Annotated in this window: 26 protein-coding genes; 4 read left to right on the top strand and 22 right to left on the bottom strand. The window is 63.8% G+C overall.

What is annotated here, in order from left to right:
• Nucleotides 1-74: 74 nt before the first annotated feature.
• The 6 genes from acpP to ISX93_RS14830 all read right to left on the bottom strand — a co-directional run bounded on the left by acpP (nucleotide 75) and on the right by ISX93_RS14830 (nucleotide 4042).
• Nucleotides 75-308, bottom strand: coding sequence for an acyl carrier protein (gene acpP / locus ISX93_RS14855; protein WP_090194993.1), 234 nt, complete (start codon nucleotides 306-308; stop codon nucleotides 75-77).
• A 195-nt stretch (nucleotides 309-503) separates the two neighbouring features.
• Nucleotides 504-1247 carry a 3-oxoacyl-ACP reductase FabG gene (gene fabG, locus ISX93_RS14850; protein ID WP_195779540.1) on the bottom strand — a complete coding sequence of 248 codons (744 nt, stop codon included), beginning with the start codon at nucleotides 1245-1247 and terminating at the stop codon, nucleotides 504-506.
• 14 nt (nucleotides 1248-1261) lie between these two features.
• Nucleotides 1262-2200 carry an ACP S-malonyltransferase gene (gene fabD, locus ISX93_RS14845; RefSeq protein WP_195779538.1) on the bottom strand — a complete coding sequence of 313 codons (939 nt, stop codon included), beginning with the start codon at nucleotides 2198-2200 and terminating at the stop codon, nucleotides 1262-1264.
• Between the two features lie 104 nt (nucleotides 2201-2304).
• Complete coding sequence (gene plsX / locus ISX93_RS14840) at nucleotides 2305-3315, bottom strand: phosphate acyltransferase PlsX (protein ID WP_195779531.1); 1011 nt, start codon at nucleotides 3313-3315, stop codon at nucleotides 2305-2307.
• A 3-nt stretch (nucleotides 3316-3318) separates the two neighbouring features.
• A complete protein-coding gene (rpmF, locus tag ISX93_RS14835; RefSeq protein ID WP_009406838.1) occupies nucleotides 3319-3501 on the bottom strand; it encodes a 50S ribosomal protein L32 in 183 nt (60 codons plus the stop codon).
• A 13-nt stretch (nucleotides 3502-3514) separates the two neighbouring features.
• Nucleotides 3515-4042, bottom strand: coding sequence for a YceD family protein (locus tag ISX93_RS14830; protein ID WP_195779529.1), 528 nt, complete (start codon nucleotides 4040-4042; stop codon nucleotides 3515-3517).
• Between the two features lie 99 nt (nucleotides 4043-4141).
• Here ISX93_RS14830 and ISX93_RS14825 point away from each other — a divergent pair, with 99 nt between their 5' ends.
• Complete coding sequence (locus tag ISX93_RS14825) at nucleotides 4142-4720, top strand: Maf family protein (protein WP_195779527.1); 579 nt, start codon at nucleotides 4142-4144, stop codon at nucleotides 4718-4720.
• Between the two features lie 21 nt (nucleotides 4721-4741).
• Here the strand turns inward: ISX93_RS14825 and ISX93_RS14820 are convergent, their stop codons facing one another.
• From ISX93_RS14820 to rluC, 3 genes are read right to left on the bottom strand one after another with little or no spacing between them, the layout of a single operon-like run.
• On the bottom strand, nucleotides 4742-5689 hold the full coding sequence (locus ISX93_RS14820; RefSeq protein ID WP_195779526.1) for a S49 family peptidase: 948 nt from the start codon (nucleotides 5687-5689) through the stop codon (nucleotides 4742-4744).
• Nucleotides 5679-6371, bottom strand: coding sequence for an HAD-IA family hydrolase (locus ISX93_RS14815; protein WP_195779525.1), 693 nt, complete (start codon nucleotides 6369-6371; stop codon nucleotides 5679-5681). Before ISX93_RS14815 ends, ISX93_RS14820 begins: the two co-directional genes overlap by 11 nt.
• Nucleotides 6364-7317: a 23S rRNA pseudouridine(955/2504/2580) synthase RluC gene (gene rluC / locus ISX93_RS14810; RefSeq protein WP_195779523.1), complete on the bottom strand. Its 954-nt coding sequence runs from the start codon at nucleotides 7315-7317 to the stop codon at nucleotides 6364-6366. The genes ISX93_RS14815 and rluC overlap by 8 nt, the downstream gene beginning before the upstream one ends.
• Before the next feature lie 576 nt (nucleotides 7318-7893).
• On the opposite strand from rluC, the gene rne reads away from it, so the two are divergent.
• Nucleotides 7894-10845 carry a ribonuclease E gene (rne, locus tag ISX93_RS14805; RefSeq protein WP_195779521.1) on the top strand — a complete coding sequence of 984 codons (2952 nt, stop codon included), beginning with the start codon at nucleotides 7894-7896 and terminating at the stop codon, nucleotides 10843-10845.
• A gap of 82 nt (nucleotides 10846-10927) precedes the next feature.
• Here the strand turns inward: rne and ISX93_RS14800 are convergent, their stop codons facing one another.
• The gene (locus ISX93_RS14800) at nucleotides 10928-11743 is read right to left on the bottom strand and encodes an alpha/beta fold hydrolase (RefSeq protein WP_219841033.1); all 816 of its coding nucleotides are present in this window, start codon (nucleotides 11741-11743) and stop codon (nucleotides 10928-10930) included.
• Between the two features lie 126 nt (nucleotides 11744-11869).
• On the opposite strand from ISX93_RS14800, the gene ISX93_RS14795 reads away from it, so the two are divergent.
• Nucleotides 11870-12307: a YqaA family protein gene (locus tag ISX93_RS14795; RefSeq protein ID WP_195779517.1), complete on the top strand. Its 438-nt coding sequence runs from the start codon at nucleotides 11870-11872 to the stop codon at nucleotides 12305-12307.
• A 6-nt stretch (nucleotides 12308-12313) separates the two neighbouring features.
• Here the strand turns inward: ISX93_RS14795 and murB are convergent, their stop codons facing one another.
• The 11 genes from murB to ISX93_RS14740 form a co-directional block, all read right to left on the bottom strand.
• Nucleotides 12314-13333 carry a UDP-N-acetylmuramate dehydrogenase gene (gene murB / locus ISX93_RS14790; RefSeq protein WP_195779515.1) on the bottom strand — a complete coding sequence of 340 codons (1020 nt, stop codon included), beginning with the start codon at nucleotides 13331-13333 and terminating at the stop codon, nucleotides 12314-12316.
• Nucleotides 13330-13794 (bottom strand): low molecular weight protein-tyrosine-phosphatase, encoded by a 465-nt coding sequence (locus ISX93_RS14785; protein ID WP_195779514.1) that lies wholly within the window; start codon nucleotides 13792-13794, stop codon nucleotides 13330-13332. The genes murB and ISX93_RS14785 overlap by 4 nt, the downstream gene beginning before the upstream one ends.
• A 24-nt stretch (nucleotides 13795-13818) precedes the next feature.
• Nucleotides 13819-14583 carry a 3-deoxy-manno-octulosonate cytidylyltransferase gene (gene kdsB, locus ISX93_RS14780; RefSeq protein WP_195779513.1) on the bottom strand — a complete coding sequence of 255 codons (765 nt, stop codon included), beginning with the start codon at nucleotides 14581-14583 and terminating at the stop codon, nucleotides 13819-13821.
• On the bottom strand, nucleotides 14580-14765 hold the full coding sequence (locus tag ISX93_RS14775) for a Trm112 family protein (protein WP_195779512.1): 186 nt from the start codon (nucleotides 14763-14765) through the stop codon (nucleotides 14580-14582). The genes kdsB and ISX93_RS14775 overlap by 4 nt, the downstream gene beginning before the upstream one ends.
• A gap of 51 nt (nucleotides 14766-14816) precedes the next feature.
• Nucleotides 14817-15815: a tetraacyldisaccharide 4'-kinase gene (gene lpxK, locus ISX93_RS14770; RefSeq protein WP_195779511.1), complete on the bottom strand. Its 999-nt coding sequence runs from the start codon at nucleotides 15813-15815 to the stop codon at nucleotides 14817-14819.
• 2 nt (nucleotides 15816-15817) lie between these two features.
• Nucleotides 15818-16255: an ExbD/TolR family protein gene (locus ISX93_RS14765; RefSeq protein ID WP_195779510.1), complete on the bottom strand. Its 438-nt coding sequence runs from the start codon at nucleotides 16253-16255 to the stop codon at nucleotides 15818-15820.
• On the bottom strand, nucleotides 16252-16941 hold the full coding sequence (locus ISX93_RS14760; protein ID WP_195779509.1) for a MotA/TolQ/ExbB proton channel family protein: 690 nt from the start codon (nucleotides 16939-16941) through the stop codon (nucleotides 16252-16254). The genes ISX93_RS14765 and ISX93_RS14760 overlap by 4 nt, the downstream gene beginning before the upstream one ends.
• A gap of 73 nt (nucleotides 16942-17014) precedes the next feature.
• Nucleotides 17015-19240 carry a DNA internalization-related competence protein ComEC/Rec2 gene (locus ISX93_RS14755; protein ID WP_195779508.1) on the bottom strand — a complete coding sequence of 742 codons (2226 nt, stop codon included), beginning with the start codon at nucleotides 19238-19240 and terminating at the stop codon, nucleotides 17015-17017.
• Between the two features lie 62 nt (nucleotides 19241-19302).
• Nucleotides 19303-20547, bottom strand: coding sequence for a lipoprotein-releasing ABC transporter permease subunit (locus ISX93_RS14750; RefSeq protein WP_195779507.1), 1245 nt, complete (start codon nucleotides 20545-20547; stop codon nucleotides 19303-19305).
• Nucleotide 20548: 1 nt separating this feature from the next.
• Nucleotides 20549-21232, bottom strand: a complete 684-nt coding sequence (gene lolD, locus ISX93_RS14745) for a lipoprotein-releasing ABC transporter ATP-binding protein LolD (RefSeq protein WP_195779506.1) — start codon at nucleotides 21230-21232, stop codon at nucleotides 20549-20551.
• On the bottom strand, nucleotides 21225-22475 hold the full coding sequence (locus tag ISX93_RS14740; protein WP_195779505.1) for a lipoprotein-releasing ABC transporter permease subunit: 1251 nt from the start codon (nucleotides 22473-22475) through the stop codon (nucleotides 21225-21227). The genes lolD and ISX93_RS14740 overlap by 8 nt, the downstream gene beginning before the upstream one ends.
• A gap of 272 nt (nucleotides 22476-22747) precedes the next feature.
• Between ISX93_RS14740 and ISX93_RS14735 the strand changes: the two genes are divergently transcribed.
• Nucleotides 22748-23470: a glycerophosphodiester phosphodiesterase gene (locus ISX93_RS14735; protein ID WP_195779504.1), complete on the top strand. Its 723-nt coding sequence runs from the start codon at nucleotides 22748-22750 to the stop codon at nucleotides 23468-23470.
• A 35-nt stretch (nucleotides 23471-23505) separates the two neighbouring features.
• On the opposite strand, the gene sthA is transcribed toward ISX93_RS14735, so the two are convergent.
• The gene (sthA, locus tag ISX93_RS14730; protein WP_195779503.1) at nucleotides 23506-24900 is read right to left on the bottom strand and encodes a Si-specific NAD(P)(+) transhydrogenase; all 1395 of its coding nucleotides are present in this window, start codon (nucleotides 24898-24900) and stop codon (nucleotides 23506-23508) included.
• Between the last annotated feature and the right edge of the window lie 54 nt (nucleotides 24901-24954).

Genomic DNA, 24954 nt, shown 5'->3' with positions numbered 1-24954 from the left:
TTGCGCGTAAAGAAAAGCCGCACGGCTTCATCAGACGTGCGGCTTTTCCAAGTCAGAAATCGACGATTACAGGATTACCCGTGAGCGTTGATGTAATCGATAGCTTCCTGAACGGTGGTAATTTTCTCTGCTTTGTCGTCCGGGATTTCGGTCTCGAACTCTTCTTCCAGAGCCATCACCAGCTCAACGGTGTCAAGCGAGTCGGCACCCAGATCTTCAACGAAGGAAGCACTGTTGGTTACTTCTTCTTCTTTGACGCCCAGCTGCTCGGCTACGATTTTCTTGACGCGCTCTTCGATGGTACTCATACGTTGTTTTCACTCCTATGGATAAAACCAGAACAGCAATGCTGCGTTAAGTTTATAGACTGGGGTTTGCGCATTTCAAGCTGGAAGAAGGTGCGACCAGCTAATCGCTTCAACCATCTGACTATAAAACAGTTACTTTTTTATAACGGAACCTCGGTCAACACACATGGCGCAAACACAAGAATTCCGGCGGACTCAACTCATGTACATCCCGCCGTTAACCGGAATGGTAGCGCCTGTGACATAGGCAGCGCCATCGGAAGCTAAAAATGCCACCACTTTGGCGATTTCTTCAGCCTGCCCCAGACGCCCCAGCGGGATCTGGGCAAGCATTGCTTCACGCTGCGCTTCCGACAACTCGCGGGTCATATCCGTATCAATAAAGCCGGGGGCAACCGCGTTCACCGTGATCGCACGCGAACCAACTTCACGCGCCAGGGCGCGGCCAAAACCTTCCAGGCCAGCCTTTGAAGCTGCGTAGTTGGCCTGACCGCCATTCCCCATGGCACCCACCACCGAACCAATATTGATGATCCGGCCCCAGCGCGCCTTGGTCATGCCACGCAGCACAGCCTTGGACAAGCGAAAAAGACTGTTGAGGTTGGTATTGATCACGTCAAACCACTCGTCGTCTTTCATGCGCAGCATCAGGTTGTCGCGGGTAATCCCGGCATTGTTCACCAGAATCAGGGGTTGGCCGAGGTGCTGCTGAATATGCTCCAGCGTGGTCGCAACGGACTCGTTGCTGCCGACATCCAGCACCAGACCGGCACCCTGAATGCCATTTTCCTTGAGGGTTTCCGCAATCCGTTCGGCGCCGGCGGACGAGGTAGCGGTACCGATAACGACAGCGCCCTGACGACCCAGTTCCAGCGCAATTGCCTGACCTATACCTCGAGTGGCGCCAGTGACCAGCGCGACCTTACCTTGCAGACTCATCGGGTTTCTCCTTATCAGGCCAGCGCTGCTCGAGCAGCCGCGAAAGCATCCGGGGTTTCCAGACTATGGGTATTAATGCCCTTGACACAGCGCTTGTTCAAGCCACCGAGCACCTTGCCCGGCCCGCACTCGACCAGTTCGGTGACGCCGAGCCCGGCCAGGCAGACCATTGACTCCACCCAGCGAACCGGGCTGTACAACTGCGCCAGCAAATCGCTCTTCAGCCTAGCCAGATCAGCGACAACTGCCGCACTGACATTCTGTACCAGGGGAATCTGCGGGGCCTGCCAGAGCAACGCCTCGACTGAAGCGGCAAAGCGCTCGGCGGCCGGCTTCATCAAGGCACAATGCGATGGCACACTGACCGGCAGCGGCATGGCACGCTTTGCCCCACGAGCCTTGCAAGCCTCAATGGCGCGCTCGACTGCCGAGGCCGAACCTGCAATCACCACCTGGCCCGGCGCATTGAAGTTGACCGCACTGACCACCTCACCCTGTGCTGCTTCGGCACAGGCCGCAATGACATCCACATCTTCCAGGCCAAGGATGGCCGCCATTCCACCCTGCCCGACGGGGACGGCCTGTTGCATCAACTGGCCACGCAATTCGACCAGGCGCAGTGCATCGGCAAATCCCAGGCTACCTGCAGCCACCAATGCCGAATACTCGCCCAGGCTATGCCCGGCAACATATGCCGGACGTGCGCCCCCTTCTGCCAGCCAGAGGCGCCAGAGCGCAATCGAGGCCGCCAGAATCGCCGGCTGGGTCTTGTCGGTCTGGTTCAGCAACTCTTCGGGACCTTGCTGGGTCAAAGACCAGAGGTCGTAGCCCAATGCAGCCGATGCTTCGGCAAAAGTATCCGCAATCAGCCGGTGCTGCGCGGCCTGCTCGGCAAGCATGCCTAGCGACTGCGAACCCTGACCGGGAAAAACGAAAGCAATGGATGCGGACATCTGATGCATCTCCTTGAGCGATGGGCTGCAAAAGTGCTTCCGTACCCGACGGAAGCAACAAACTGACACTTGGATGGCGCCTTGCCAAAAGACGTCACACGTTACTACAGCAATAGATCTTCCAACCGGCCATGCAGTCGCTGTGGCAAATTTGCGCGAATCTCGGCAAACGCCAACCTTAACGCGCTGCGAAAGCCTTGCTGATCGGCGGAGCCATGGCTTTTCACCACGATGCCCTGCAGCCCAAGCAGACTGGCACCATTATGGGTTTCCGGGGCCAGTTCGGCATGCAAGCGTTTCAACAGTGGCGACGCAAGGCGTCCGATCAGGCGTGAAGTCAGGCTTTCGGAGAAAAGGGTCTGGGCACGCCCGGCAATCATCGTAGCCAGGCCTTCGCTGGACTTGAGAAAAATGTTGCCGACAAAGCCGTCGCACACAACCACATCAGCCTCGCCTCGATAAACCCCGTCACCTTCGATGTAACCCACATAATTCAGCCCCGGGGCCTGCTGCAGCATGCTGGCTGCGAGCTTGACCTGCTGATTACCCTTGATGTCCTCGGTACCTATATTGAGCAGAGCGACCCGCGGGTTGGCGACACCCAGCGCCTCCACGGCCACTGCCCCCATGACGGCAAACTGATACAGGTGTTCGGCGCTGCAATCGACATTGGCACCCAGATCCAGCAGATGGCAAAGACCCCGGGCAGTTGGAACCGCACTGATCATGGCAGGACGATCAATCCCTGGCAGGGTCTTCAGCAGGTAGCGCGACAAGGCCATCAACGCACCGCTGTTGCCGGCACTGACGCAGGCATTGGCGCGACCGCTGCGCACCAGCTCAAGAGCGATCCGCATCGAGGCGTCCGGCTTTCCACGCAAAGCCTGCGCAGGACGCTCGTCCATGCCGATGACTTCACTGGCATGCTCGATTCGCAGGCGCGCGGAATCCACCGCCGGATTGCTGGCGATCAGACTCTGAAGTAACGGGGCTTGGCCAACCAGGACCAGGTGTAACGAAGGGAACTCAGCCAGACAGGCGATACTGGCCGGAACAATGCAGCGGGGACCCAAGTCCCCGCCCATTGCATCAATCGCGATGACTGGAGCGGACAAGGATTACTCGTCAGCGCCCTTGTCGATCACTTTGCGACCACGATAAACGCCCTCTGGCGATACGTGGTGGCGCAGGTGAACTTCGCCAGTGGTTTTCTCAACCGACAGAGCGTTAGCCTCGAGAGCATCGTGGGAACGACGCATATCACGGGCAGAGCGGGATTTTTTGTTCTGCTGAACAGCCATAACTGATTAACTCCTAAACGTTTGGGTCACGCTTTAACTGCGCCAGTACGCTGAACGGGTTGGACCGCGAAACCTCGTCCGGCTCTGGATCGGGTTCATCAAAACCCGCCAACTGCTGGCAATCTTCTGAGCTGTGAAGCGGAACGATGGGCAAAGCGAGCAACAGCTCGTCTTCCGCCAAGGTCAACAAATCCAGCAACTCTTCACCTACTTCCAGTGCTTCATAACCTTTCGGTACCGTGATGTCGGTAGCGCCTTCCTTGACAACCTGGAAGGAGCTTTCGACATGTACAGGCAGCACCGCCAGCTCAAGACAACGCTGGCATACCATCTTGACCTCGGCATCCAGCTCGCAGCGAATCACTGCGGCTCTACGCTCTGCCCGTTCGAAAACGAATTTCGCCCGAACGACACCAGCTTTGTCTGCCAGTGGCTCGCTAAAACGCGGCAGGCTTTCGAAAGGCAGCTCACCCTCAAGGATGGCAGCACGATCAGCTAGCTTGCGCGGATCAACGTGAGATGGAATAGGGCCTTTCAACATAGGCGCGACATTCTATGGATGCCCCCCTCCGCTGTCAAAACAAATTCAACTTCTGGCCACAGATCGATAGACTCTCCAGGCATTCCTGAAGGGGCCATCATGCTGCCGCTCGTACTCGCTTCCAGCTCAACTTATCGCCGCGAACTGTTGCAGCGCCTGCGCCTGCCCTTCACCTGCTGCAGCCCAGACATCAATGAACAGCCACGCCAGGACGAATCCGCGATACAACTGGTGTGCCGCCTCGCCGAAGAAAAAGCCCGCGCAGTGGGTGCCAGCCATACACAACACCTTGTCATAGGCTCGGATCAGGTTGCCGTGCTGGGCGAACTGATTCTTGGCAAGCCGCATGACCTGCGCCGCGCAACCGCGCAACTGCTGGCCGCCAGCGGCCGCAGCGTGACGTTCCTGACCGGACTGGCCCTGTTCAATAGCGCCAAGGATCGCTGCCAGGTCGACTGCATCCCCTTCACCGTGCATTTCCGCGAATTGGATGAACTGCGCATCAGGCGCTATCTGGAGGCCGAGCAGCCTTTCGACTGTGCCGGCAGCTTCAAGGCGGAGGGCCTGGGCGTCAGCCTGTTTCGCGGCACCGAGGGCAACGATGCGACCAGCCTGATCGGGCTACCGCTGATACGACTGGTCGACATGCTGCTCGAGGAAGGCATTTCAGTTCCCTGAAGCCTTCCGGACAGCTGCTGGTCAGCGCAATGCCGGACCCTGGAAGCCCATCCACAGCGCAAGGTTCTGCGCCACACTGGCGCCAATGCGCTTGGCGAAACGGTCAAAGGGGCTCTCGCGCACCGTATAGTCGACGATTTCCTTCTCGCCAATGACTTCGCGCGCAACTGAACTGGCATTGCCATAGGCGTCGATCAGGCCCAGAGCCAGCGCCTGCTCGCCAGACCAGATCAGGCCACTGAACAGTTCGGGATGCCCCTCGACCTTCAACCGTTCCCCACGCCCCTGGCGGACGCTGTCAATGAACTGCCGATGGGTGGTATCCAGCACGCCCTGCCAGAAGATGGTTTCATCCTCTTTCTGTGGCTGGAACGGATCGAGGAACGCCTTGTGCTCACCCGAGGTATAAATCCGCCGATCAACGCCAAGCTTCTCCATTACCCCGACAAAGCCGAAACCGGATGCGGTGACGCCTATCGAGCCGACCAGACTGCTCTTGTCGGCGTAAATCTGATCGGCTGCACTGGCTATGTAGTAGGCCCCGGACGCCCCGAGATCGGTGATCACCGCGTAAACCTTGATTTGCGGATGCTCGGCACGCAGACGACGTATCTCGTTGTACACGTAGGACGATTGCACCGGACTGCCGCCCGGACTGTTGATACGCAGCACCACGCCCCTGGTCTTGCTGTCCTCGAAGGCAGCCCTCAGGCTGGTGACAATATTGTCCGCACTGGCTTCCTCCTTGTCCGCAATCATGCCGCGCACCTCGATCAGCGCCGTATGATTCTCAGTGCGCGCCGCCTGCTTCTCGAAGTCCATCAGCGGCGAAAACATGGCGAGCGCGACAAACAGGTAGAGAAGTGTCAGGGCCTTGAAGAATATCCCCCAGCGCCGCGCGCGACGCTGCTCCTGCACCCCGGCAAGCACTACCTTCTCGAGCAATTGCCAGCTCTTCTCATCGCTCATAGCCAAACCCCCTCGAATAATCCTTGCCGCCCGAACCGAGCCAGGCGCGCAACTCGTCAAAATGCCCAATCGCCAGCGCTGGCGCCTCTGCCTGCAAGACTGCCAGTGACTGCGCGCCATGGCCAACCGCCACGGAATCCACCTGCGCCTGCCGGGCCATCTGCAGGTCGAACAGCGAATCGCCTACCATCAGCGCTCGCTCGGGCCGCACCCGGCAATGCGCAAGAATTTCATGCAGCATGCGCGGATCAGGCTTGCTGGCCGTCTCGTCAGCGCAGCGGGTGACATCGAAATAGCCCAACCAGCCCCGCCCCGCGAGCACCTTGTCCAGTCCGCTGCGGCTTTTGCCGGTCGCCACGGCCAACCGGTAACCCTGCGCACGAAACGCCTCGAGAGCCGCAGCCACCCCTGGGAACAACGCGGACGGCTGACTTTCCAGCGCCAGATAGTGCTCACCATAGGTAGTACGAAAACGCTCGACCAACGGCGTCGCCCGCAAGCCGGGGTACAGGCAATCGATCGCCTCGACCATACCCAGGCCTATGATGCCCTTCAACCGCTCCTCGCTCAGTTGGGGTAACTCGCAGGCCTCCGCAGCCCGGCGCAACGCAGCGACAATGCGTCCGATCGAGTCAACCAGCGTGCCATCCCAATCAAAGATCAGCAGTTGATACTCACGCACCCAGACGCTCCAGGGTACGCTGCCAGATCTCGTCAACCGGCGCCTCGACCAGCAACTCGACACCATCCGGCAGCTTCACCCGCAGCGAATGGGCATGCAGGAACAGGCGCTTGCCGCCTAGCTCACGTATCTCACGGGTGAATTCTTCATCGCCATACTTGCTGTCGCCGGCAATCGAATGCCCGGCGTGCTTGGCATGCACGCGAATCTGATGGGTGCGCCCGGTGATCGGGCTGGCCTCGACCAGGGTGGCAAAGTCGCCAAACCGGCGCAGCACGCGAAATTCGGTCAATGCATCCTTGCCCTCGACGTTCACTTCAACCATGCGCTCACCCGAACGCAGGTTGTTCTTCATCAAAGGCGCCCGCACCTGCTTCTTGGCCGTTGGCCAGCTACCCCGCACCAGCGCCAGATAGCGCTTGTCGACACCATCACCGCGCAGCGCCTCGTGCAGATGACGCAACATGCTGCGTTTCTTGGCGATCATCAGCAGGCCGGACGTGTCACGATCGAGCCGGTGCACCAGCTCCAGCTCCTTGGCATCCGGACGCAACTGGCGGAAAGCCTCGATCACCCCGTAATTCAAGCCGCTGCCACCGTGCACGGCAATACCGGCCGGCTTGTTGAGCACGATCAGCGCCTTGTCTTCGTAGACAATTGCCGCTTCCAGCCGCTCGAGCAAGCCCTGCGCCAGTGGCGCCGGCTCGTCGCGCTCGGCCAGGCGCAAAGGCGGAACGCGCACCACGTCACCGGCCTGCAGCTTGTATTCCGGCTTGATCCGCCCCTTGTTCACCCGCACTTCGCCCTTGCGCAAGATCCGGTAGATCAGGGTCTTCGGAACACCCTTGAGCTGGGTGCGCAGAAAGTTGTCGATGCGCTGCCCGGCGAGCTCCGGTGCAACCTCGAGCAACTGGACACCGGTAATCGGAGAGTCAGGATTATTCATTTGCGGATGATAACAATTTTTAGGTAATTGAAGCACTTAATGATTGCTGCTATATTCCGGAAGTCGCCAAAAGCGGCCTGGTTCGCGGATGAGTGCCAATCGCAGCATCCCCGTCACCTGCAAGCCATTCAGGACGCCTGGCCGTCCCACGGAAAATCCGCCGAACTGTCGCGAAATTCCGGAAACCAAGCCTTAAGCCATGACGCGCGACACTCAGTGGAGTGATCGCGGTAAATGTAACCCGCTGCGGATTCTGCGAGCGGCACCCGATTTTCAATGGATACGTGTAGGGTGGAGATGCACAACTGTCGGATTGCGTAGCAAAGGCTTTATCAAGACGCTTCATCTCGTCCGCTACCGATGGTTGATTCCTCCTCCTGACTGATTTTGCTTCTGTTTGTACAACTTGTTTTTGCACAACAGATTGCAGGAGATGCTGTCGCGATCCGGCCTTGACGGCCGACTATCGCTAGACACGGAAGCGGCATGCCGCTTCTGCTGCGCACCTGACACCGACCGCGAAAGTCGTGTGTGCCAAACGCCGTTTCCGGCAGCCCCGGAAACCATTGGTACAACATGAAAAGAATGCTGATAAACGCAACTCAACCCGAAGAGTTGCGTGTTGCTCTGGTAGATGGCCAGAAGCTCTATGACCTGGATATCGAATCCGGCGCCCGCGAGCAGAAAAAAGCCAACATCTACAAAGGCAAGATAACCCGCGTAGAACCCAGCCTCGAAGCCGCCTTCGTCGATTTCGGCTCCGAGCGTCACGGCTTCCTGCCGCTCAAGGAAATCTCCCGCGAATACTTCTCCAGGGCTCCCGAAGGGCGCGTCAATATCAAGGACGTACTCAGGGAAGGCCAGGAAGTCATCGTCCAGGTCGAGAAGGAAGAACGTGGCAACAAGGGCGCGGCCCTGACCACCTTCATCAGCCTGGCCGGCCGCTACCTGGTGCTGATGCCGAACAACCCGCGCGCCGGCGGCATTTCGCGCCGCATTGAAGGCGAAGAGCGCAACGAACTGCGCGAAGCCCTGAACGGCCTCAACACCCCGGCCGACATGGGCCTGATCGTCCGCACCGCCGGCCTCGGCCGCTCCAGCGAAGAGATGCAGTGGGACCTGGATTACCTGATGCAGCTGTGGAAAGCCATCAAGGATGCCTCGGAAGACCAGAAGGCGCCGTTCCTGATCTATCAGGAATCCAACGTGATCATCCGCGCCATCCGCGACTACCTGCGCCAGGACATCGGTGAAGTCCTGGTCGACAGCGTGGAAGCCCAGGAAGAAGCCCTGAGCTTCATCAATCAGGTGATGCCGCAGTACGCCAGCAAGATCAAGCTGTATGAAGACAGCGTGCCGCTGTTCAATCGCTTCCAGATCGAAAGCCAGATCGAGACCGCCTTCCAGCGCGTGGTGCAGTTGCCTTCCGGCGGCTCGATCGTGATCGATCCGACCGAGGCCCTGGTGTCCATCGACATCAACTCGGCCCGCGCCACCAAGGGCGGCGACATCGAAGAAACCGCCCTGCAGACCAACCTCGAAGCCGCCGAAGAGATTGCCCGCCAGCTGCGCCTGCGCGACATCGGCGGCCTGATCGTCATCGACTTCATCGACATGACCCCAGCGAAGAACCAGCGCGCCGTGGAAGACCGTGTCCGCGAATGCCTGGAAGCCGACCGTGCGCGCATCCAGGTCGGGCGCATCTCGCGCTTCGGCCTGCTGGAAATGTCCCGCCAGCGCCTGCGTCCCTCGCTGGGCGAAAGCAGCGGCATCGTCTGCCCGCGCTGCAGCGGCCAGGGAATCATCCGTGACGTCGAGTCGCTGTCGCTGGCCATCCTGCGCCTGATCGAGGAAGAAGCCCTGAAGGACCGTACTGCCGAGGTGCGTGCCCAGGTGCCGATCCCGGTGGCTGCCTTCCTGCTCAACGAGAAGCGCAACAACATCACCAAGATCGAACTGCGCACCCGCGCACGCATCGTGATCCTGCCGAACGACCATCTGGAAACGCCGCATTTCGAAGTGCAGCGCCTGCGCGACGACAGCCCGGAAGTGCAGAGCGGTCAATCGAGCTACGAAATGACCCCGACCGAAGTCGAAGACGCCCAGCCAGCCAGCGCAACCCGCACCCTGGTTCGCCAGGAAGCGGCAGTCAAGACCGTGGCCCCCGAGCGTCCGGCACCTGCCGCACCTGTCGCAGCGCCAGCGCCGCAGGCCCCGGCACACAAACCCGAGGCCAGCCTGTTCAAAGGCATGATCAAGTCCCTGGTCAGCCTGTTTGCCGGCAAGCAGGAAGAAGCCGCACCGGTGGTCGCGGAAAAACCCAGCAGCGAGCGCGCCCCACGTAGCGACCGTTCGCGTGGCGATCGCCCGCAGGGCCGGCGCCGCGATGGTCGGGGCGGTAGCAGCGAAGGGCGCAACCGTGACGAAGAGCGCAAGCCACGCGAAGAGCGTCCGGCCCGCGAAGCCAAAGAAGGCCAGGAAGCCCGCGCGCCACGTGGCGAGCGGCCAGCCCGCGAACCCCGCGCGCCACGTGAAGAGCGCCAGCCCCGTGAACTGCGCGAGCCACGTGAAGCCCGTGAGCCTCGCGAACCACGCGAACCACGCGAAGAGCGCCCGGCCGTAACCACGGAAGCCCAGGAGCAGCCACCACGGCGCGAGCGCGGCGAGCGTCCGCCACGCGAACTGCGTGAGCCGCGTGCCGAACAGGCCGCAGCGGCTGCCCAGGAAGAGTTGCCGAACGAAGAGTTGCTGCAGGATGAAGCCACTGAAGACGCAGAGGGTGCCGAGGGTGACCGCCCACGCCGCCGTTCGCGCGGTCAGCGTCGTCGCAGCAACCGCCGTGATCGCCAGCGTGAAGCCGGTGTCGAAGGGCCGGACGACAACAATGAAGCCGCCGAAGCTGTGGAAGCCGAAGCTGGCGAACCGCAGGTTGCCGCCGTTGCTGCACCTGCAGTCGCCGCAGTCGCCGCAGTAGCCGAAGCACTCGTCAGCAGCGTTGCCGAGCCTGCAACCGAGCCGGCAGAAGCAGCCACAACTGCGGTTGTCAGCCCTGAGAGCGAAGCAGCAGAACCTGCACCGGAAGTAGCGCCAGAAGTGGTCAGCGAGCCCGTTGTCAGCGTTGCCGCCGAAGTCGGAGCTGAAGCAGCCGAGGTGGTAGCTGCAGCACCGGCAGCGGTTGTAGCCGAAGCGCCAGCAACACCAAGCGCTGCCGCAATCGACCCGGAAACCGGCCGCGCGCTCAACGATCCGCGCGAGCGGCGTCGCCAGCGTCTGGAAGCCGAGCGTCTGGCCCGCGAAGCTGCAGCCCAGGCCGAGGCCACCCCGGTGGCAGCGGAAGCCGTGGTGGTAGCCGAAGAAGTGCCCGCACCGGCAACCGGGAGCGCTGCCGCTGTTGAAACCGAAGCCGAGCCCGCAGCAGAAACAGAGCCGAGCCCGGTAGTCGAGCAGACTTCTCTGGCGCTGGACAACGAGCCTGCCGTTGCAGCCGTTGAAGAGGCCGCTGAAGACGAGAGCAAACCGCAGGTTTGATCCACTGAAGCAGCCGCAAAAGGAAAGCCCGTCTATTGACGGGCTTTTTGCTTTCTGCAGGAAATCATTCGGCCACTAATGTTCAGGCACCCTGCCGAATCGCCGCACAGACCAGCGGAACTGCCTGCTGCAGGCAGCTGTAATGGGAAAGGCCAGGCATCAGCACCACCGGTTCGCCACCCGCCAGCGCTGCCCGCAGATACTCGGCCATACCCTGGGGCGACCAGTTATCTTCGGCCCCCTGCCAGATCCTGGTGTTTACCGTGACTGCCGCAAGGCTTGCCGCCCATGGCAGGACATAGCTGCACACCTCGCGCACATAGCCCGCCAGCCGACCGGCAAAGCAGCTGCGCAATTGCGCCATGCTCTGCGCCTGAAACTCCGGATCGGCGCTCAACTCGCGGTCAGCGCCCTGCGCACTGGCAAACAGCAGGTTGAACAGCAGCTTTGGCGCAAACTTCGCCAGCACGGCTTGCCAGCGGGAAAGCAGGCGGAACAGCATGGGCCACCGGCGCGCCAGCGAAAACACCTGCCGCCCGGCCATGCCCTGCAGAAAGTCACCGGCCTCCAGCGGTGCCGCCGCTGAAATCAGGTTCAGACTGGCCACTTGATCCGGCAGATGCCTGCAGACCTGCAGCGCGACAAAGGCACCAATGGAGAAGCCCACCAGATGCACCTGCGCCGTGCCGGCACAGGCGAGAATCTCCGCCGCCAGCGCGCGATAGTAAGCCTCGCCGCGCAAGGAACTGTCCGCACTGAAGCGGTCCAGGCAGACGAAACTCAGGCCGTCCACCTGGCCTTGAAGATCAAACAGCGCGCACTCGGCTGGCGCTCCCGGCACCCCGTGAAAATACACCACCAGCTGACCGTCAGCGGCACCACAACTGAACAATTTCAAGCCCTGCGCTCCTTGTAGCGAATTCATTTCCGGAAACACCGCCCGGGCGGCAGAATGTTAACCCACAGTCCTGCCGGGCTCACTTGCTTGCCTGCACCACCACTACCGGACCAAGAGCGCCAACCCGTGCTGGAACTCTCGCATTACCTCGGGCTGTTTATCAGCGCCTTCACGGCTGCCAGCCTGCTGCCGGTGCAATCCGAGGCGCTGCTGGTCGGCCTGCTACTCGCCGACCGCGAAGCCATCTGGTGGCTGCTGGGCATCGCCAGCGCCGGCAATGTGCTGGGCTCCATGCTGAACTGGCTGCTGGGCCGCTACCTGCTGCATTTCCGTGACCGCCGCTGGTTTCCCGCCAGTGAGCAGCAATTGCAGCGTGCCGAACGCAGCTATCGCCGCTTTGGCCACTGGTCGCTGCTGCTGAGCTGGCTGCCGGTTGTCGGCGACCCCCTCACCCTGATCGCCGGCGTCCTGCGCGAGCCGCTCTGGCGCTTCACCGTGCTGGTCGGCGTGGCCAAGACCGGGCGCTATCTGCTGCTGGCCGCGCTGACGCTCGGCTGGAACTGAGCGCAGCTAGAGCAGGTTCGGCTCCATTTCCAGTTCGACGCCAAAGCGCCGGAAAATGTCGGCCTGGATGCGCCGGGCCAGGGCCAGCAATTGCGGCCCAGTGGCGCTGCCGTAATTGACCAGCACCAAGGCCTGCAAGCGGTGCACGCCGGCATCACCCTCGCGAAAGCCTTTCCAGCCAGCCTTGTCGATCAGCCAGCCAGCCGCCAGCTTGACCTGCCCGGTGCCGGCCGGATACGCCACCAGATCCGCATGTTGCGCACGGATCTGCTCAGCCAATGCAGCCGGCACCAGCGGATTCTTGAAAAAACTGCCGGCATTGCCGAGCTGTGCGGGATCCGGCAGCTTTTCCCGGCGAATGCTGCAGATCGCGCGGCTGACATCGCTGGCCGTCGGGCTGGCCACGCCCATCTCGGTCAATCGCTGGCGCAGCGGACCGTAGTCCAGCTGCAGCGTGCCGGCCTGCTGCAGGGCAAAGCGCACACGCAGGATCAGCCAGCGCCCGGCTTCGCGCTTGAAGCGGCTGTCACGGTAGGCAAACTGGCACTCTTCCAGGCTGAAGTCGCGCAGTTCACCGCTGCGCCGATCCAGCGCGGTGAGACCGGCAAAGCAATCCTTGACCTCCACCCCGTAGGCCCCGACATTCTGCATCGGCGCAGCGCCTACGGTGCCGGGAATCAGGCTGAGGTTTTCCAGCCCCTGCAAGCCCTGCTGCAGCGTCCACTGCACGAAGGGATGCCAGGGCTCGCCCGCCTCGGCCTCGACCAGCACCCGCCCGCCCTGCTCGCCCAGCACGCGCAGGCCGCGACTGGCCATGCGCAGTACCAGCGCGTCGACATCGCGGGTCAGCAGCAGGTTGCTGCCACCGCCGATCACCAGCAAATTCACGCCGAGCCGTTCTGCCTCGACAAGGGCCGCGCGCACCTCGGCTTCGCTGTGCGCCTCGGCAAACCAGCGCGCCCGCACCTCGACCGCAAAGGTATTGAACGGCTTGAGGGAAACGTCCTGCTGCACCAGGAGACTCACAGGCGCCCCCTGATTTCCTGCAACAAGCCGTCACAGGCCTGCTCGATCAGGTCCAGCACCTGCTCGAAGCCCGCCGCGCCGCCGTGATAGGGATCGGGAACTTCATCCACGGCCAGCTGGTAGCGGCGCAGGAACAGGTCGAGCGCAGCCGGCGCGCCGGCCGGGCGCAAGCGCTGCAGGTCGGCCAGGTTGTCCCGGTCCATCGCCAGGATCAGGTCAAAGTGCTGAAAGTCTGCCGGCTCGACCTGGCGCGCACGCAAGTCCTCGAGGGCATAACCACGGCGCTGCGCCGCCAGGCGCGTGCGCTGGTCGGGCGCCTTGCCCACATGCCAGTCCCCGGTCCCGGCCGAATCGACCCGCACCCACTGCTCCAGCCCGGCTGCGCGCAGCTTGTGGCGCAGCACCCCTTCGGCAGTCGGCGAGCGACAGATATTGCCCAGACAAACGAACAGCACGCGCATCAGCACACCTCGGCAAGTGGATTCTCAGGCACCCAGCAAGCGCCGTACGCGCTCAAGGTCTTCAGCGGTATCCACCCCGGCCGGTGGCGACTGCAGGGCATCGGCCACATGGATGCGGACGCCGCGCCAGAGCGCGCGCAGCTGCTCCAGGCACTCGGTATTTTCCAGCTGGCAGGGGCCCCAGGCCACGAAGTCATGCAGGAACCCGGCACGATAGGCATAGATACCGATGTGCCGGCGATAGGGCACGCCCTCCGGCAGCACCGTGCGATCCTGCGCCAGCGCATCGCGCGCCCAGGGCAGCGGCGCCCGGCTGAAGGTCAGCGCCAGGCCGTTGATATCGCTGCAGACCTTGACCACATTGGGATTGAACAGGGCCTCCACATCATCGATCGGCTCAGCCAGGGTGGCGATCCCCGCTTCCGGGTGGGCTGCCAGGTTGCGCGCCACCTGATCGATGATCGCCGGTGGAATCAGCGGCTCGTCTCCTTGCACATTGACCACGATGGCCTCCGCCGCCAGGCCCAGCCGGGTGGCCACTTCGGCCAGGCGATCGGTGCCGGAATTGTGCTCGGCGCGGGTCAGCAACACTTGGGCGCCAAACGCCTCGCAGGCGCTGACGATGCGCGCATCGTCCGTCGCCACCACCACCTGCTGCGCAGCGCTCTTGCACGCCTGCTCCCAGACATGCTGGATCATCGGCTTGCCGGCAATCTCCTGCAGCGGCTTGCCGGGCAGGCGGGTCGAGGCATAGCGCGCCGGAATGACGACGGTAAAGGCGCTACTCATTGATCCAGGCGCTCGTCCACGCTGAGGGTGCGTGCCTCGCCTTCGAGCATGACCGGAATACCCTCGCGCACCGGGAAAGCCAGCGCATCGTGCTTGCAGATCAGCTCGGACTTGTCGCTGCTGAGCTTGAGCGGGCCCTTGCACAGCGGGCAAGCCAGAATGTCGAGTAGTTTCGGGTCCATGACGGGTTCCTTGAGAGTGGCCCGGGCACCCATGCGCCCGGGCGGGATGAATCAGTGCACGAGCAGGCGCTGCAACTGGCGGTCAAACCAGGCCACGAAGGCTGGCGAAAGCTGTGCATCAACCGCCAGGTACCACCAGTCCGGGCCGGCGAAAGGCCGGCACTTGACCGCATCCTTTTCCGTCATCAGCAGCGGCAGGCGCGGCTCGAACTGCAGCGCCGCGGCGCTGTAGACCGCATGATCGGCAAACGCGTGCACCAGCGGGCGCCAGTTTAGCGCTTCGAGGGTGTTGAAGAAACGCTGCGGGTTACCGATGCCGGCCAGCGCATGCAGCACCTGGCCGGCGGGGAAATGCTCCAGCGCCACCGGCTGGTTGCTGAGCAGATTGACCAGCGCGCGCGGCTGCAACTGCATGGCATAGGTGGTTGGCGTATCGTCGCTGGCGCCATTGCACAGCAGCGCATCAATGCTCTGCAGGCGCTCGACCGGTTCGCGCAGCGGCCCGGCCGGCAGGCAGCGGCCGTTGCCCAGGCCGCGCGCGGCATCCAGCAGCACCAGTTCCAGATCGCGTGCCAGGCGGTAATGCTGCAGGCCATCGTCACTCAGGATCAGATCCAGCGGCTCGCTGGCCAGCAGCGCACGCACGGCCCGGGCGCGGTCCGGATCGATCATCAGCGGCACGCCGGTGCGCTGCACGATCAACAGCGGCTCATCGCCGCTGACGGCGGCCGACTGGTCGGCGCGCACCCGCCAGGGCAAGGCTGGCGGGAGGGCTCCGTAGCCGCGACTGACCACGCCCACGCGCAAGCCGCGCGCGCGGCAATGCTCGATCAGCCAGAGAATCAGCGGGGTCTTGCCGGTGCCGCCAAGGGTGATATTGCCAACCACGATGACCGGCACCGGGGCCCGGTAAATCGCGCCACGGCCTTCGACGAAGGCCCGGCGCCGGCGGCCGACCACCCAGCGGTAGAGCAGCTCCAGCGGGCGCAACAGCAACAGCAGCGGATGTCCCCGGTACCAGGCCTGCAACAGGCGTTCGGAAAAGGCCATGGTCAGGGCTTGGCCGGCGCCGCTGGCTGCTCGACCGTGGTGATGCGCAGGTGCGAAAAGCCCAGCTTGCCGGCTGCATCCATGGCCGTGATGACCGCCTGATGGGGCGCCTGGCCATCGGCACTGATGATCAGCGGCAGACTGTTGTCCCCCTCCGACTCCTTTTGCAGCGCGCGCATCAGGTTGTCCAGGTCGGACTTCAGCAGCGCCTGGCCATTGAGCAGATAGCTGCTGTCGGCACCTATGACGATTTCCAGCTGCTTCAGCTCGGTAGGTTCCGGGAGCGTGCCGCTGCTGGCTTCGGGCAACTCGACCTTGAGCTGGGTTTCGCGGGTAAAGGTGGTGGTGACCACGAAGAACAGCAGCAGGATGAACACCACGTCGATCAGGGAAATCAGCGGAATATCGACGTTATCCCGCTCCTTGCGCCGGAACTTCACGCTTTGCGGCCCTCTTTGCGCGGCTCGGCCTTCGCTGCCTGCCTGGGCGCAGGGGCTGACGGCGGGTTGCCCAGATCGACATCCCGGTCACCCTGCATCACTTCCACCAGCTTGATCGCTTCCTGCTCCATGCCCACCACCAGTTCTTCGATCCGCCGCTGCAGGAAACGGTGGAAGAACAGCGCCGGGATCGCCACGATCAGGCCGGCTGCCGTGGTGATCAGTGCCGTGGCGATACCGCCGGCGAGCACCGAGGCATTGGCCATGTTGGCGCCCATGAAGGCGCTGAATATCTGGATCATGCCCAGCACGGTGCCAAGCAGGCCGAGCATCGGCGCCATCGCGGCTATGGTGCCCAGTGCATTCAGGTAGCGCTCCATGTCATGAATGACCCGGGCCGCGGCCTCCTGGATGCACTCCTTCATGATCTCGCGGCCGTGCCGGGTATTGGCCAGCCCGGCAGCCAGCACCTCGCCTAGCGGCGACGCTGCGCGCAACTCCTTGAGCTTCTGCGCATTGAGCTTCTTTTCCTTGATCAGCAACCACACCTGACCGAGCAGATGGGGCGGCATGACCCGGCTGGCACGCAAGGTCCAGAGCCGCTCGGCAACAATGCCGGCAGCCGCGATGGAACTCAGTATGATTGGCAGCATCATCCAGCCGCCCGACTTGACCAGTTCCCACACGGTGGCGCATCCCTCTGTAAAAATTTCGCGCCACTCTAGCATAGGGGCGACCCCGCGCCGACCAGCCGGGCACTCATTTTTCCCGCCAGAAACGTGCCTCATTGCGCATTCCGCGTACAGCCTGCCTGGCGCCCAGATCAATCTGCAGCGCCCCTTCCAGCACCGTGTCATGAACAGTCAGGCCGAGCTGGCGGTAACGCTGCATGACCAGTGGATGCGGATGGCCATAGGGATTGTGGTTGCCCCGCGAAATCAGCACGGCCTGCGGCCCGACCGCCCGCAGAAAGGCCGGCGAGGAAGAGCTGCGGCTGCCGTGATGGGGCGACAGCAGCCAGTCACTCTGCAGTGGCCAGCCCGACTTCTGCAGGGCCCGTTCCGCGGCCTGGTCGATGTCCCCGGTGAGCAGTACGCTCTCGCCGTGCGCCTGCACGCGCAGCACACAGGATGAGGGGTTGCCCTCGGGTGCCTGCGGCCAGCGCCACAGGCGGAACTGCACGCCATCCCAGCTCCAGCCGGCATCCTCCGCACAGGCCTGTGCATTCAGCTGCGGCGGCAAGGCCGCGGCTTCGCCACTGAGCACCTGCGCCACCGGCAGCCCGGCGAAGACGGCCGGTGCGCCGCCACTGTGATCGGCATCCGCATGGCTGAGCAGCAGCCGGTCCAGGCGGCGGATGCCCAAGTGCCGCAATGCCGGCAGCACCGTGCGTGCTCCCTGGTCGAAATCACCACTGCGCGGTCCGGCATCGTACAACAGGGTATGCCCGGCGGTGCGCACCAGCACCGCCGACCCCTGCCCGACATCCAGCACCCAGACCTCGGCGCGGCCAGGCCGGGGCGACTGCAGCGGCGGCCACAACAACGGCAGCAGCAACGCCAGGCCCAGCAAGCGCAGAGGCACGCCCGCCGGCAGCAGCAGTAGCAGCACACCAGCCATTCCCGAGAGCCAGGCCCACAGCGGGACTGCCGGAAAGATCCAGGCCGGGCTGAGCTGCGCCAGCGCCCCGAGCACCTCGAACAATACGACCAGCAAGCCGCCGGCCAGCCAGAGCAAGGCGTCGCCCAGTGGCGGCAGTGACAACAGCAGGCAGCCAAGCAACGCCAGCGGTACCACCAGCACACTGACCCAGGGCACCGCCAGCAGGTTGGCCAGTGGCGCGCTGAGGCTGATCGGCAGCTGCAGCGCGAGCAACAGCGGCAGCAGGCCCAGGCTCAGCGCCCACTGGGCGCGCCACCAGCTGTGCCACCAGCGCCAGCCACCCAGGCGGCCGCTGAATACCAGCGCCAGCACCGCCACCGCCGCGAAGGACAGCCAGAAGCCCGCCTGCAGGCTGGCCAGCGGCTCGACCAGCAACACTGCCAGCAGTGCCAGCAGCAGCGGCGTCCACACCCCCAGATGACGGAAACGCAGGCGCCAGAGCAGCACCACCGCCAGCATCACGCAGGCCCGCCGCACCGGCACCTCGAAACCGGCCAGCAGGCCGTAACCCAGGGCGCCGGCAAACGCCAGGCCGCAGGCCGCCGGCAGCCAGGGCATTCGCGGCGGCCAGAGCCCCAGGCGCGCCAGACCGGCGACCAGCGCATACAGCAGCCCCGCCAGTAGCACGATGTGCTGGCCGGAAATCACCAGCAGGTGCACCGTGCCGGTGTCCTGCAACAGCCGCCAGTCCGCCGCACTCAGGCCGGAATCATCGCCCAGCACCAGCGCGGCCAGCGTGCCGCCACGGCCCTGTGCCGGCGCCTGCAGCAGCCGCTGGCGCACGGCATCGCGCCAGCCGCCCGCGCCGCTGGCCCGCTGCAGCAACTCACCGGCCTTGACGCTGCCGGTCGCACCGATGCGTTGCGCCAGCAACCAGGCCTCGTAATCGAAGCCCTGCGGATTGACCAGCCCGCGCGGCCGCTTGAGCTTGACCGCCAGCCGCCAGCGCTCACCGGCATGCACCGGTGGCCCGCCATACCAGCCCAGCCGCAGGCGCGACGGCAACCGCTGACGCCGGCTGCCGACCTGTTCCAGCTGGAAACGCTGTACGCCGTCGGCCTGCTCCGGCAAGCCACTGACGCGGCCTTCCAGCCACAGCGTGCGGCCATCCAGCGCCGGGCTCAGGCGCTCGTCAAGGGCCGACTGCGCGGACAAGCAGGCCCAGCTGAAGCCGAACAGAAACAAAGCCAGCGGGTAGCTGCGATAGGGCAACAGCATCAGGCCCAGCACTGGCAGGCAAAGCAGCAGCCAGGTGGGTGGCAGGTCAGGCAGGAAGCGCAGGGACAGGAGCCCTGCGGCGAGTGCAAGCAATCCGGTGCGCATCGGCGTCAACCCCGAGAAATCCGTTTCTCCGGGTCAACTATGGCTGCAAAAGGCGTGTTTGCCTATTCGTAACGCATGGCTTCGGCCGGCGGTGTACGCGAGGCGCGCCAGGCCGGCAAGAGGGTCGCCAGGAAGCTCAGGAGCAAGCCGGCGGAGCACACCAGCAGCACGTCACGCCATTCCAGCAGCGACGGCAGGTAGCTGATGTAATACAGGTCGCCGCTGAAAATCCGCGCCCCGAGCAGGTTCTCCAGCGCCGACACCCAGGGCGTCAGGTTGAGCGCCAGCAGCACGCCGAGCACGCCGCCGGTCAGCACCCCGACCAGGCCGATCACCGAGCCCTGCACCATGAACACGGCCATCACCTGCTGCGGGGTCATGCCGAGGGTGCGCAGGATGGCGATGTCGGTGCGTTTGTCGGCCACCACCATGATCAGCGTGGAAACGATGTTGAACGCCGCCACCGCAATGATCAGCAGCAGCAACAAGGCGATCATGGTCTTTTCCATCTGCATGGCCTGGAACAGGCTGCCCTGGGTCTTGGTCCAGTCGGTCGCGCTGAAGCCCTGGCCCAGGCCACTGGCGATCTGCGCCGCCACCTGTGGCGCCTGATACAGGTCCTGCAGGGTCAGGCGCACGCTCTGCACCTGATCCAGCGGCCAGCGCTTGAGCTGCGCCGCATCGGCGACGTGAATCAGCGCCAGCGAGCTGTCCAGCTCGGCACCCACCTTGAACACCCCAACCAGGGTGAAGGACTGCAGCCTTGGGGTGATGGTCGCCGAGCCCTTGGTCGCTTCCGGCACGATCAGCGAAACCTTGTCACCGACCTGCACGCCAAAGCGCCGCGCACTGGTCTCGCCGAGCAGGATGCCGAACGCCCCGGGCTTGAGCGCCGCCAGGCTGCCGCGCTGCATGTGCTCGGCGAGGATCGAGACCTTTTCCTCGGCCTCGGGCAACACGCCGCTGACCAGCACCGGCTGCATCACGCCCTTGCGCGAGAGCATGCCCTGAATCTCGGTGTGCGGCGCCGCGGCGAGCACCTGGGGATTCTGCCGGGCCTGCTGCGCCAGCTGTTGCCAGTCGCGCAACGGCGCGCTGCCGGACAGGGTGGCGTGCGGGATCATGCCGAGGATGCGCGTGCGCATCTCCTCCTGCAGGCCATTCATCACCGACAGCACCACGATCATCGCCAGCACCCCCAGGCCCATGCCGATCATCGAGGTCAGCGAGATGAACGAGATGAACTGATTGCGGCGCTTGGCCCGGGTGTAGCGGGTGCCGATGAAGATGCTCAGGGGGCGATACATGTCAGGCCACCACCAGCCGGCCCTGCTCCAGGCGCAGGATGCGATCCATCTGCTGCGCCAGGCGTGGCTCGTGGGTGACCACCAGGAAGGCCGTGTGCAGCGAACTGCTCAGCTCGAGCATCAGCTCCTGGATGCCCAGCGCGGTCTGCTGGTCGAGGTTGCCGGTCGGCTCGTCGAGCATCACCAGCTTGGGCTGGTTGATCAGCGCCCGGGCAATCGCCACGCGCTGCCGCTCGCCGCCGGACAGCTCGGCCGGCTTGTGCTGCAGGCGATGACCCAGACCGACCCGCGTGAGCAGGGCGGCGGCCATCTCGCGGGCCTGCGGGATCGGCGTGCGGCCGATCAGCAGCGGCATGCAGACGTTTTCCAGCGCACTGAACTCGGGCAACAGGTGATGGAACTGGTAGACGAAGCCCAGCGCACGGTTGCGCAGCAGGCCGCGATCCTTTTCGCTGAGGCGCGCCAGGTCCTGGCCATCCAGCCAGACACTGCCCTGGGTCGGGTTATCCAGACCACCCAACAGGTTGAGCAAGGTGCTTTTGCCGGAACCGGAGCTGCCGACAATCGCCACGCGCTCGCCGGCCAGCAGCTCCAGCTCGACGCCCGCCAGCACTTCCACCGACTGCGGACCTTCTTCATAACGCTTGCCCAGGTTACGGCAGCTGAGGACGGCCATCTCACTCATAACGCAAAGCCTCCGCGGGCTGGGTGCGCGCCGCACGCCAGGCCGGATACAGGGTGGCAAGAAAACTCAGCAGCAAGGCCGCCGAGCAGACCATGATCAGGTCAGCAGACAGCAACTGCGATGGCAGGTAGCTGATGAAATACACATCTTCATTGAGAAAGCGCGTGCCCAGCAGCCCTTCCAGCCAGGCCACCGCGGCACTCACGTTGAGCGCCGCGAGAATCCCCAGCAGCGCCCCGGCGAGGGTCCCGACCACGCCGATGATGGTGCCCTGCACCATGAAGGTGGCCATGATCTGCCGTGGCGTCAGCCCCAGGGTACGCAGGATGGCAATGTCAGCACGCTTGTCGTTGACCACCATGACCAGCGTGGAAATGATGTTGAACGCGGCGACCGCGACAATCAGCAACAGCAGCAGGCCGATCATCGCCTTCTGCATGCCGATGGCGCGGTACAGGTTGCCGTGCGAGCGGGTCCAGTCGCGGCTGTAGAAATCCTGATCCTGCAGCTCGCGGCTGAGCTCCCAGGCGACCTGCGGGGCCTGGAACAGGTCATCCAGCCTGAAACGCAGGCCCTGCACATCGCTGGCCTTCCAGCGCTGCAGGCGCGCGGCATCGCTGATATGGACCAGCGCCAGGCCGCCATCCAGCTCGCCCGCGCCGACCTTGAACAGGCCGACCACGGTGAAGCGCTTCATCCGCGGAAACAGCCCCGCCGGCGTCACCACCACATCCGGGGCGATGAAGGTCACCTTGTCGCCAACCTTCACCCCCAGGCGTTCGGCCGCCAGTGTGCCGAGGAGGATGCCGAATGCGCCCGGCTGGAGGCTCTGCAGGCTGCCCGCGCGGAAGTAGTTGCCGATCACCGAGACCTTGGCTTCCTCGGCCGGATCAATGCCGTCGATCATCACCGGCAGGATCTGCTCGTCATGGCTGAGCATGCCCTGGCTCTGCACGAACGGCGCCACCGCCTGCACGTGCGCATGCTGGCCCAGTCGCCCGGCCAGGGCCTGCCAGTCGCGGATCGGCTTGAACGACTGCACCGCCACATGCGGCACCATGCCGAGAATGCGCGTGCGCAACTCGCGGTCGAAGCCGTTCATCACCGACAGCACCAGGATCATCACCATGACGCCGAGGGCCAGGCCGAGCATGGACGTCAGGGAGATGAACGAGATGAAATGGCTGCGACGCTTGGCACGGGTGTAGCGCATGCCAATGAAGACGGACAGGGGTCTGAACATTTAGAGACTGGTTCGCAGAGGGAAATACATCCTTGTGGCGGGCGCTGGCCGGCGGCTTTACACTCGAAAAATCTTCGCCGCCGCGGACCTGGCTTGCCGACACAAGACAGCAATGGTGGCGGCGAATACTACCGTATAGAGGACACGATGGCACTGGATTTTAAGTGGCCGGCGGGCTGCGCAGCCCTTGACCCACGGCCAGTCGCCGGTTGCCCGGGAACGCGCGGCCAGCCTTGCTGGCGATCATTCAGCCGACAACCACAGGAACAGCCATGACAGTGATCTACGGTCACCGCGGCGCCAAGGGCGAAGCCCCGGAAAACACCCTCGCCAGCTTCCAGCGCTGCCTGGAACACGGCGTGCGCCGCTGCGAGCTGGACCTGCACCTGTCCCGCGACAGCGAACTGATGGTGATCCACGATCCCACGCTCAAGCGCACCACCGGCCACCGCGGCCGGGTGGCGCAGCATGATGCTGCCGAGCTGGCTAGCTTCGACGCCCGCGCAGGCGGTCCCGGCTGGCATCAGCCCTGTCCGATCCCGCGCCTCGCCGAGCTGTTCGAGCAATGCCCGTTCGAGCACTGGCAACTGGAAGTCAAGAGCGCCTCGCGGATCCGCGCGGCCCGCAGCGTGCTGGCGATCAAGGCACTGGTGACGCGCTTCGGCCTGCAGGACAAGGTCACCGTCACCTCCAGCTCGCGGGAAGTCCTGCGCGCGCTGAACCGGCTGACCCCGGAGCTGCCCTGCGGCCTGATCGCCGAGTATGCCTGGCTTGATCCGCTGAAGATTGCCCGGCATTACCGTTGCGAGCTGCTGGCACTGAACTGGACCCTGTGCACCCCGGAGCGCCTGTTGAAGGCGCAGAAGCAGGGGCTGCACGTGTCGGTGTGGACGGTCAACGAACCGGCGCTGATGCGCCGGCTGGCCGACTTTGGCGCGGACAGCATCATCACTGATTTTCCGGGGCTGGCCTGCAGCACCCTTGGCCATCCGTGAAGACCGGGTGACTGCAGCAGCTTGACGCGCGAGATTCAGAACAACCGGTTCAACCCGTCGAACGCCGCCACCCGGTAGGCTTCGGCCATGGTCGGGTAGTTGAAGGTGGTATTGACGAAGTACTTGATGGTATTCGCCTCGCCCTTCTGGTTCATGATCGCCTGGCCGATGTGCACGATCTCCGAGGCCTGATAGCCGAAGCAGTGCACGCCGAGGATCTGCAGGGTTTCGCGGTGAAAGAGGATTTTCAGCATGCCCACCGGCTCGACCGCGATCTGCGCCCGCGCCATGCCCTTGAAGAACGCCTTGCCGACCTCGTAGGGGATCTGCTCCAGGGTCAGCTCGCGCTCGGTCTTGCCCAGCGAACTGATTTCCGGAATGGTGTAGATGCCGGTCGGCACGTCATCGATAAAGCGCCAGCTGTTGTTTTCGACGATGCTGCCGGCCGCCGAGCGGCCCTGGTCGTAGGCGGCGCTGGCCAGGCTTGGCCAGCCGATCACATCCCCCGCCGCATAGATATTCGGCACCGAGGTGCAGTAGTTCTGGTCGACCTGCAACTGCCCGCGGCCATTCACGCTCAGGCCGATATTCTCCAGCGCCAGCTTGTCGGTGTTGCCGGTGCGGCCGTTGCACCACAGCAGGGCATCGGCGCGCAGCTTCTTGCCCGACTTCAGGTGCAGCACCACCCCGTTATCCAGCCCCTCGATCCGCTCGTACTCCTCGTTGTGGCGGATCACCACATTGTTGCCGCGCAGGTGGTAACTCAGCGCATCGGAGATTTCGTCATCGAGGAAGCTGAGCAGCTGGTCGCGGTTGTCGATCAGGTCTACCAGCACGCCCAGGCCGCTGAAGATCGAGGCGTATTCGCAGCCGATCACCCCGGCGCCGTAGATGATCAGCCGCCGCGGCGTATGGCTCAGCGAGAGAATGGTGTCGCTGTCGTAGACCCGCGGATGGCTGAAGTCGACATCCGCCGGGCGGTACGGGCGGGAACCGGTGGCAATGATGAACTGCTCGGCCACCAGGGTTTCCTGCAGGCCGTTCAGGCAGTCGACCTGCACCGTTTGCGCATCGCTGAAGCTGGCCATGCCGAAGAAGGTGTCGATCCGGTTGTGCGCGTAGTAACTGGTGCGCGAGGTCACCTGCTTGGCGATGACCCGCTCGGCGCTCTTGAGCACATCGGGAAAGGCAAACCAGCGTGGTTCGCCGATCTGGCGGAACAACGGGTTGGTGTTGTACTGCATAATCTGCCGCACCGAATGGCGCAGCGCCTTCGACGGGATGGTGCCCAGGTGGGTGCAGTTGCCGCCAACCAGCGCGCGACTGTCGACCATTGCCACCCTGCGTCCGGCCTTGGCTGCGTTGATTGCCGCGCCCTCCCCGGCAGGACCGGAACCCAGCACCACCACGTCATAGTTGTAGACCGCCATACTTACTCCTTGAAAACCACCGCTGCGCCAGCAAGCGCAAGCAAAAATGCCATG

This window comes from Pseudomonas sp. N040 (assembly GCF_015637705.1).
GTDB lineage: Bacteria > Pseudomonadota > Gammaproteobacteria > Pseudomonadales > Pseudomonadaceae > Aquipseudomonas.
This window is presented reverse-complemented; position numbering and strand designations above follow the sequence as displayed.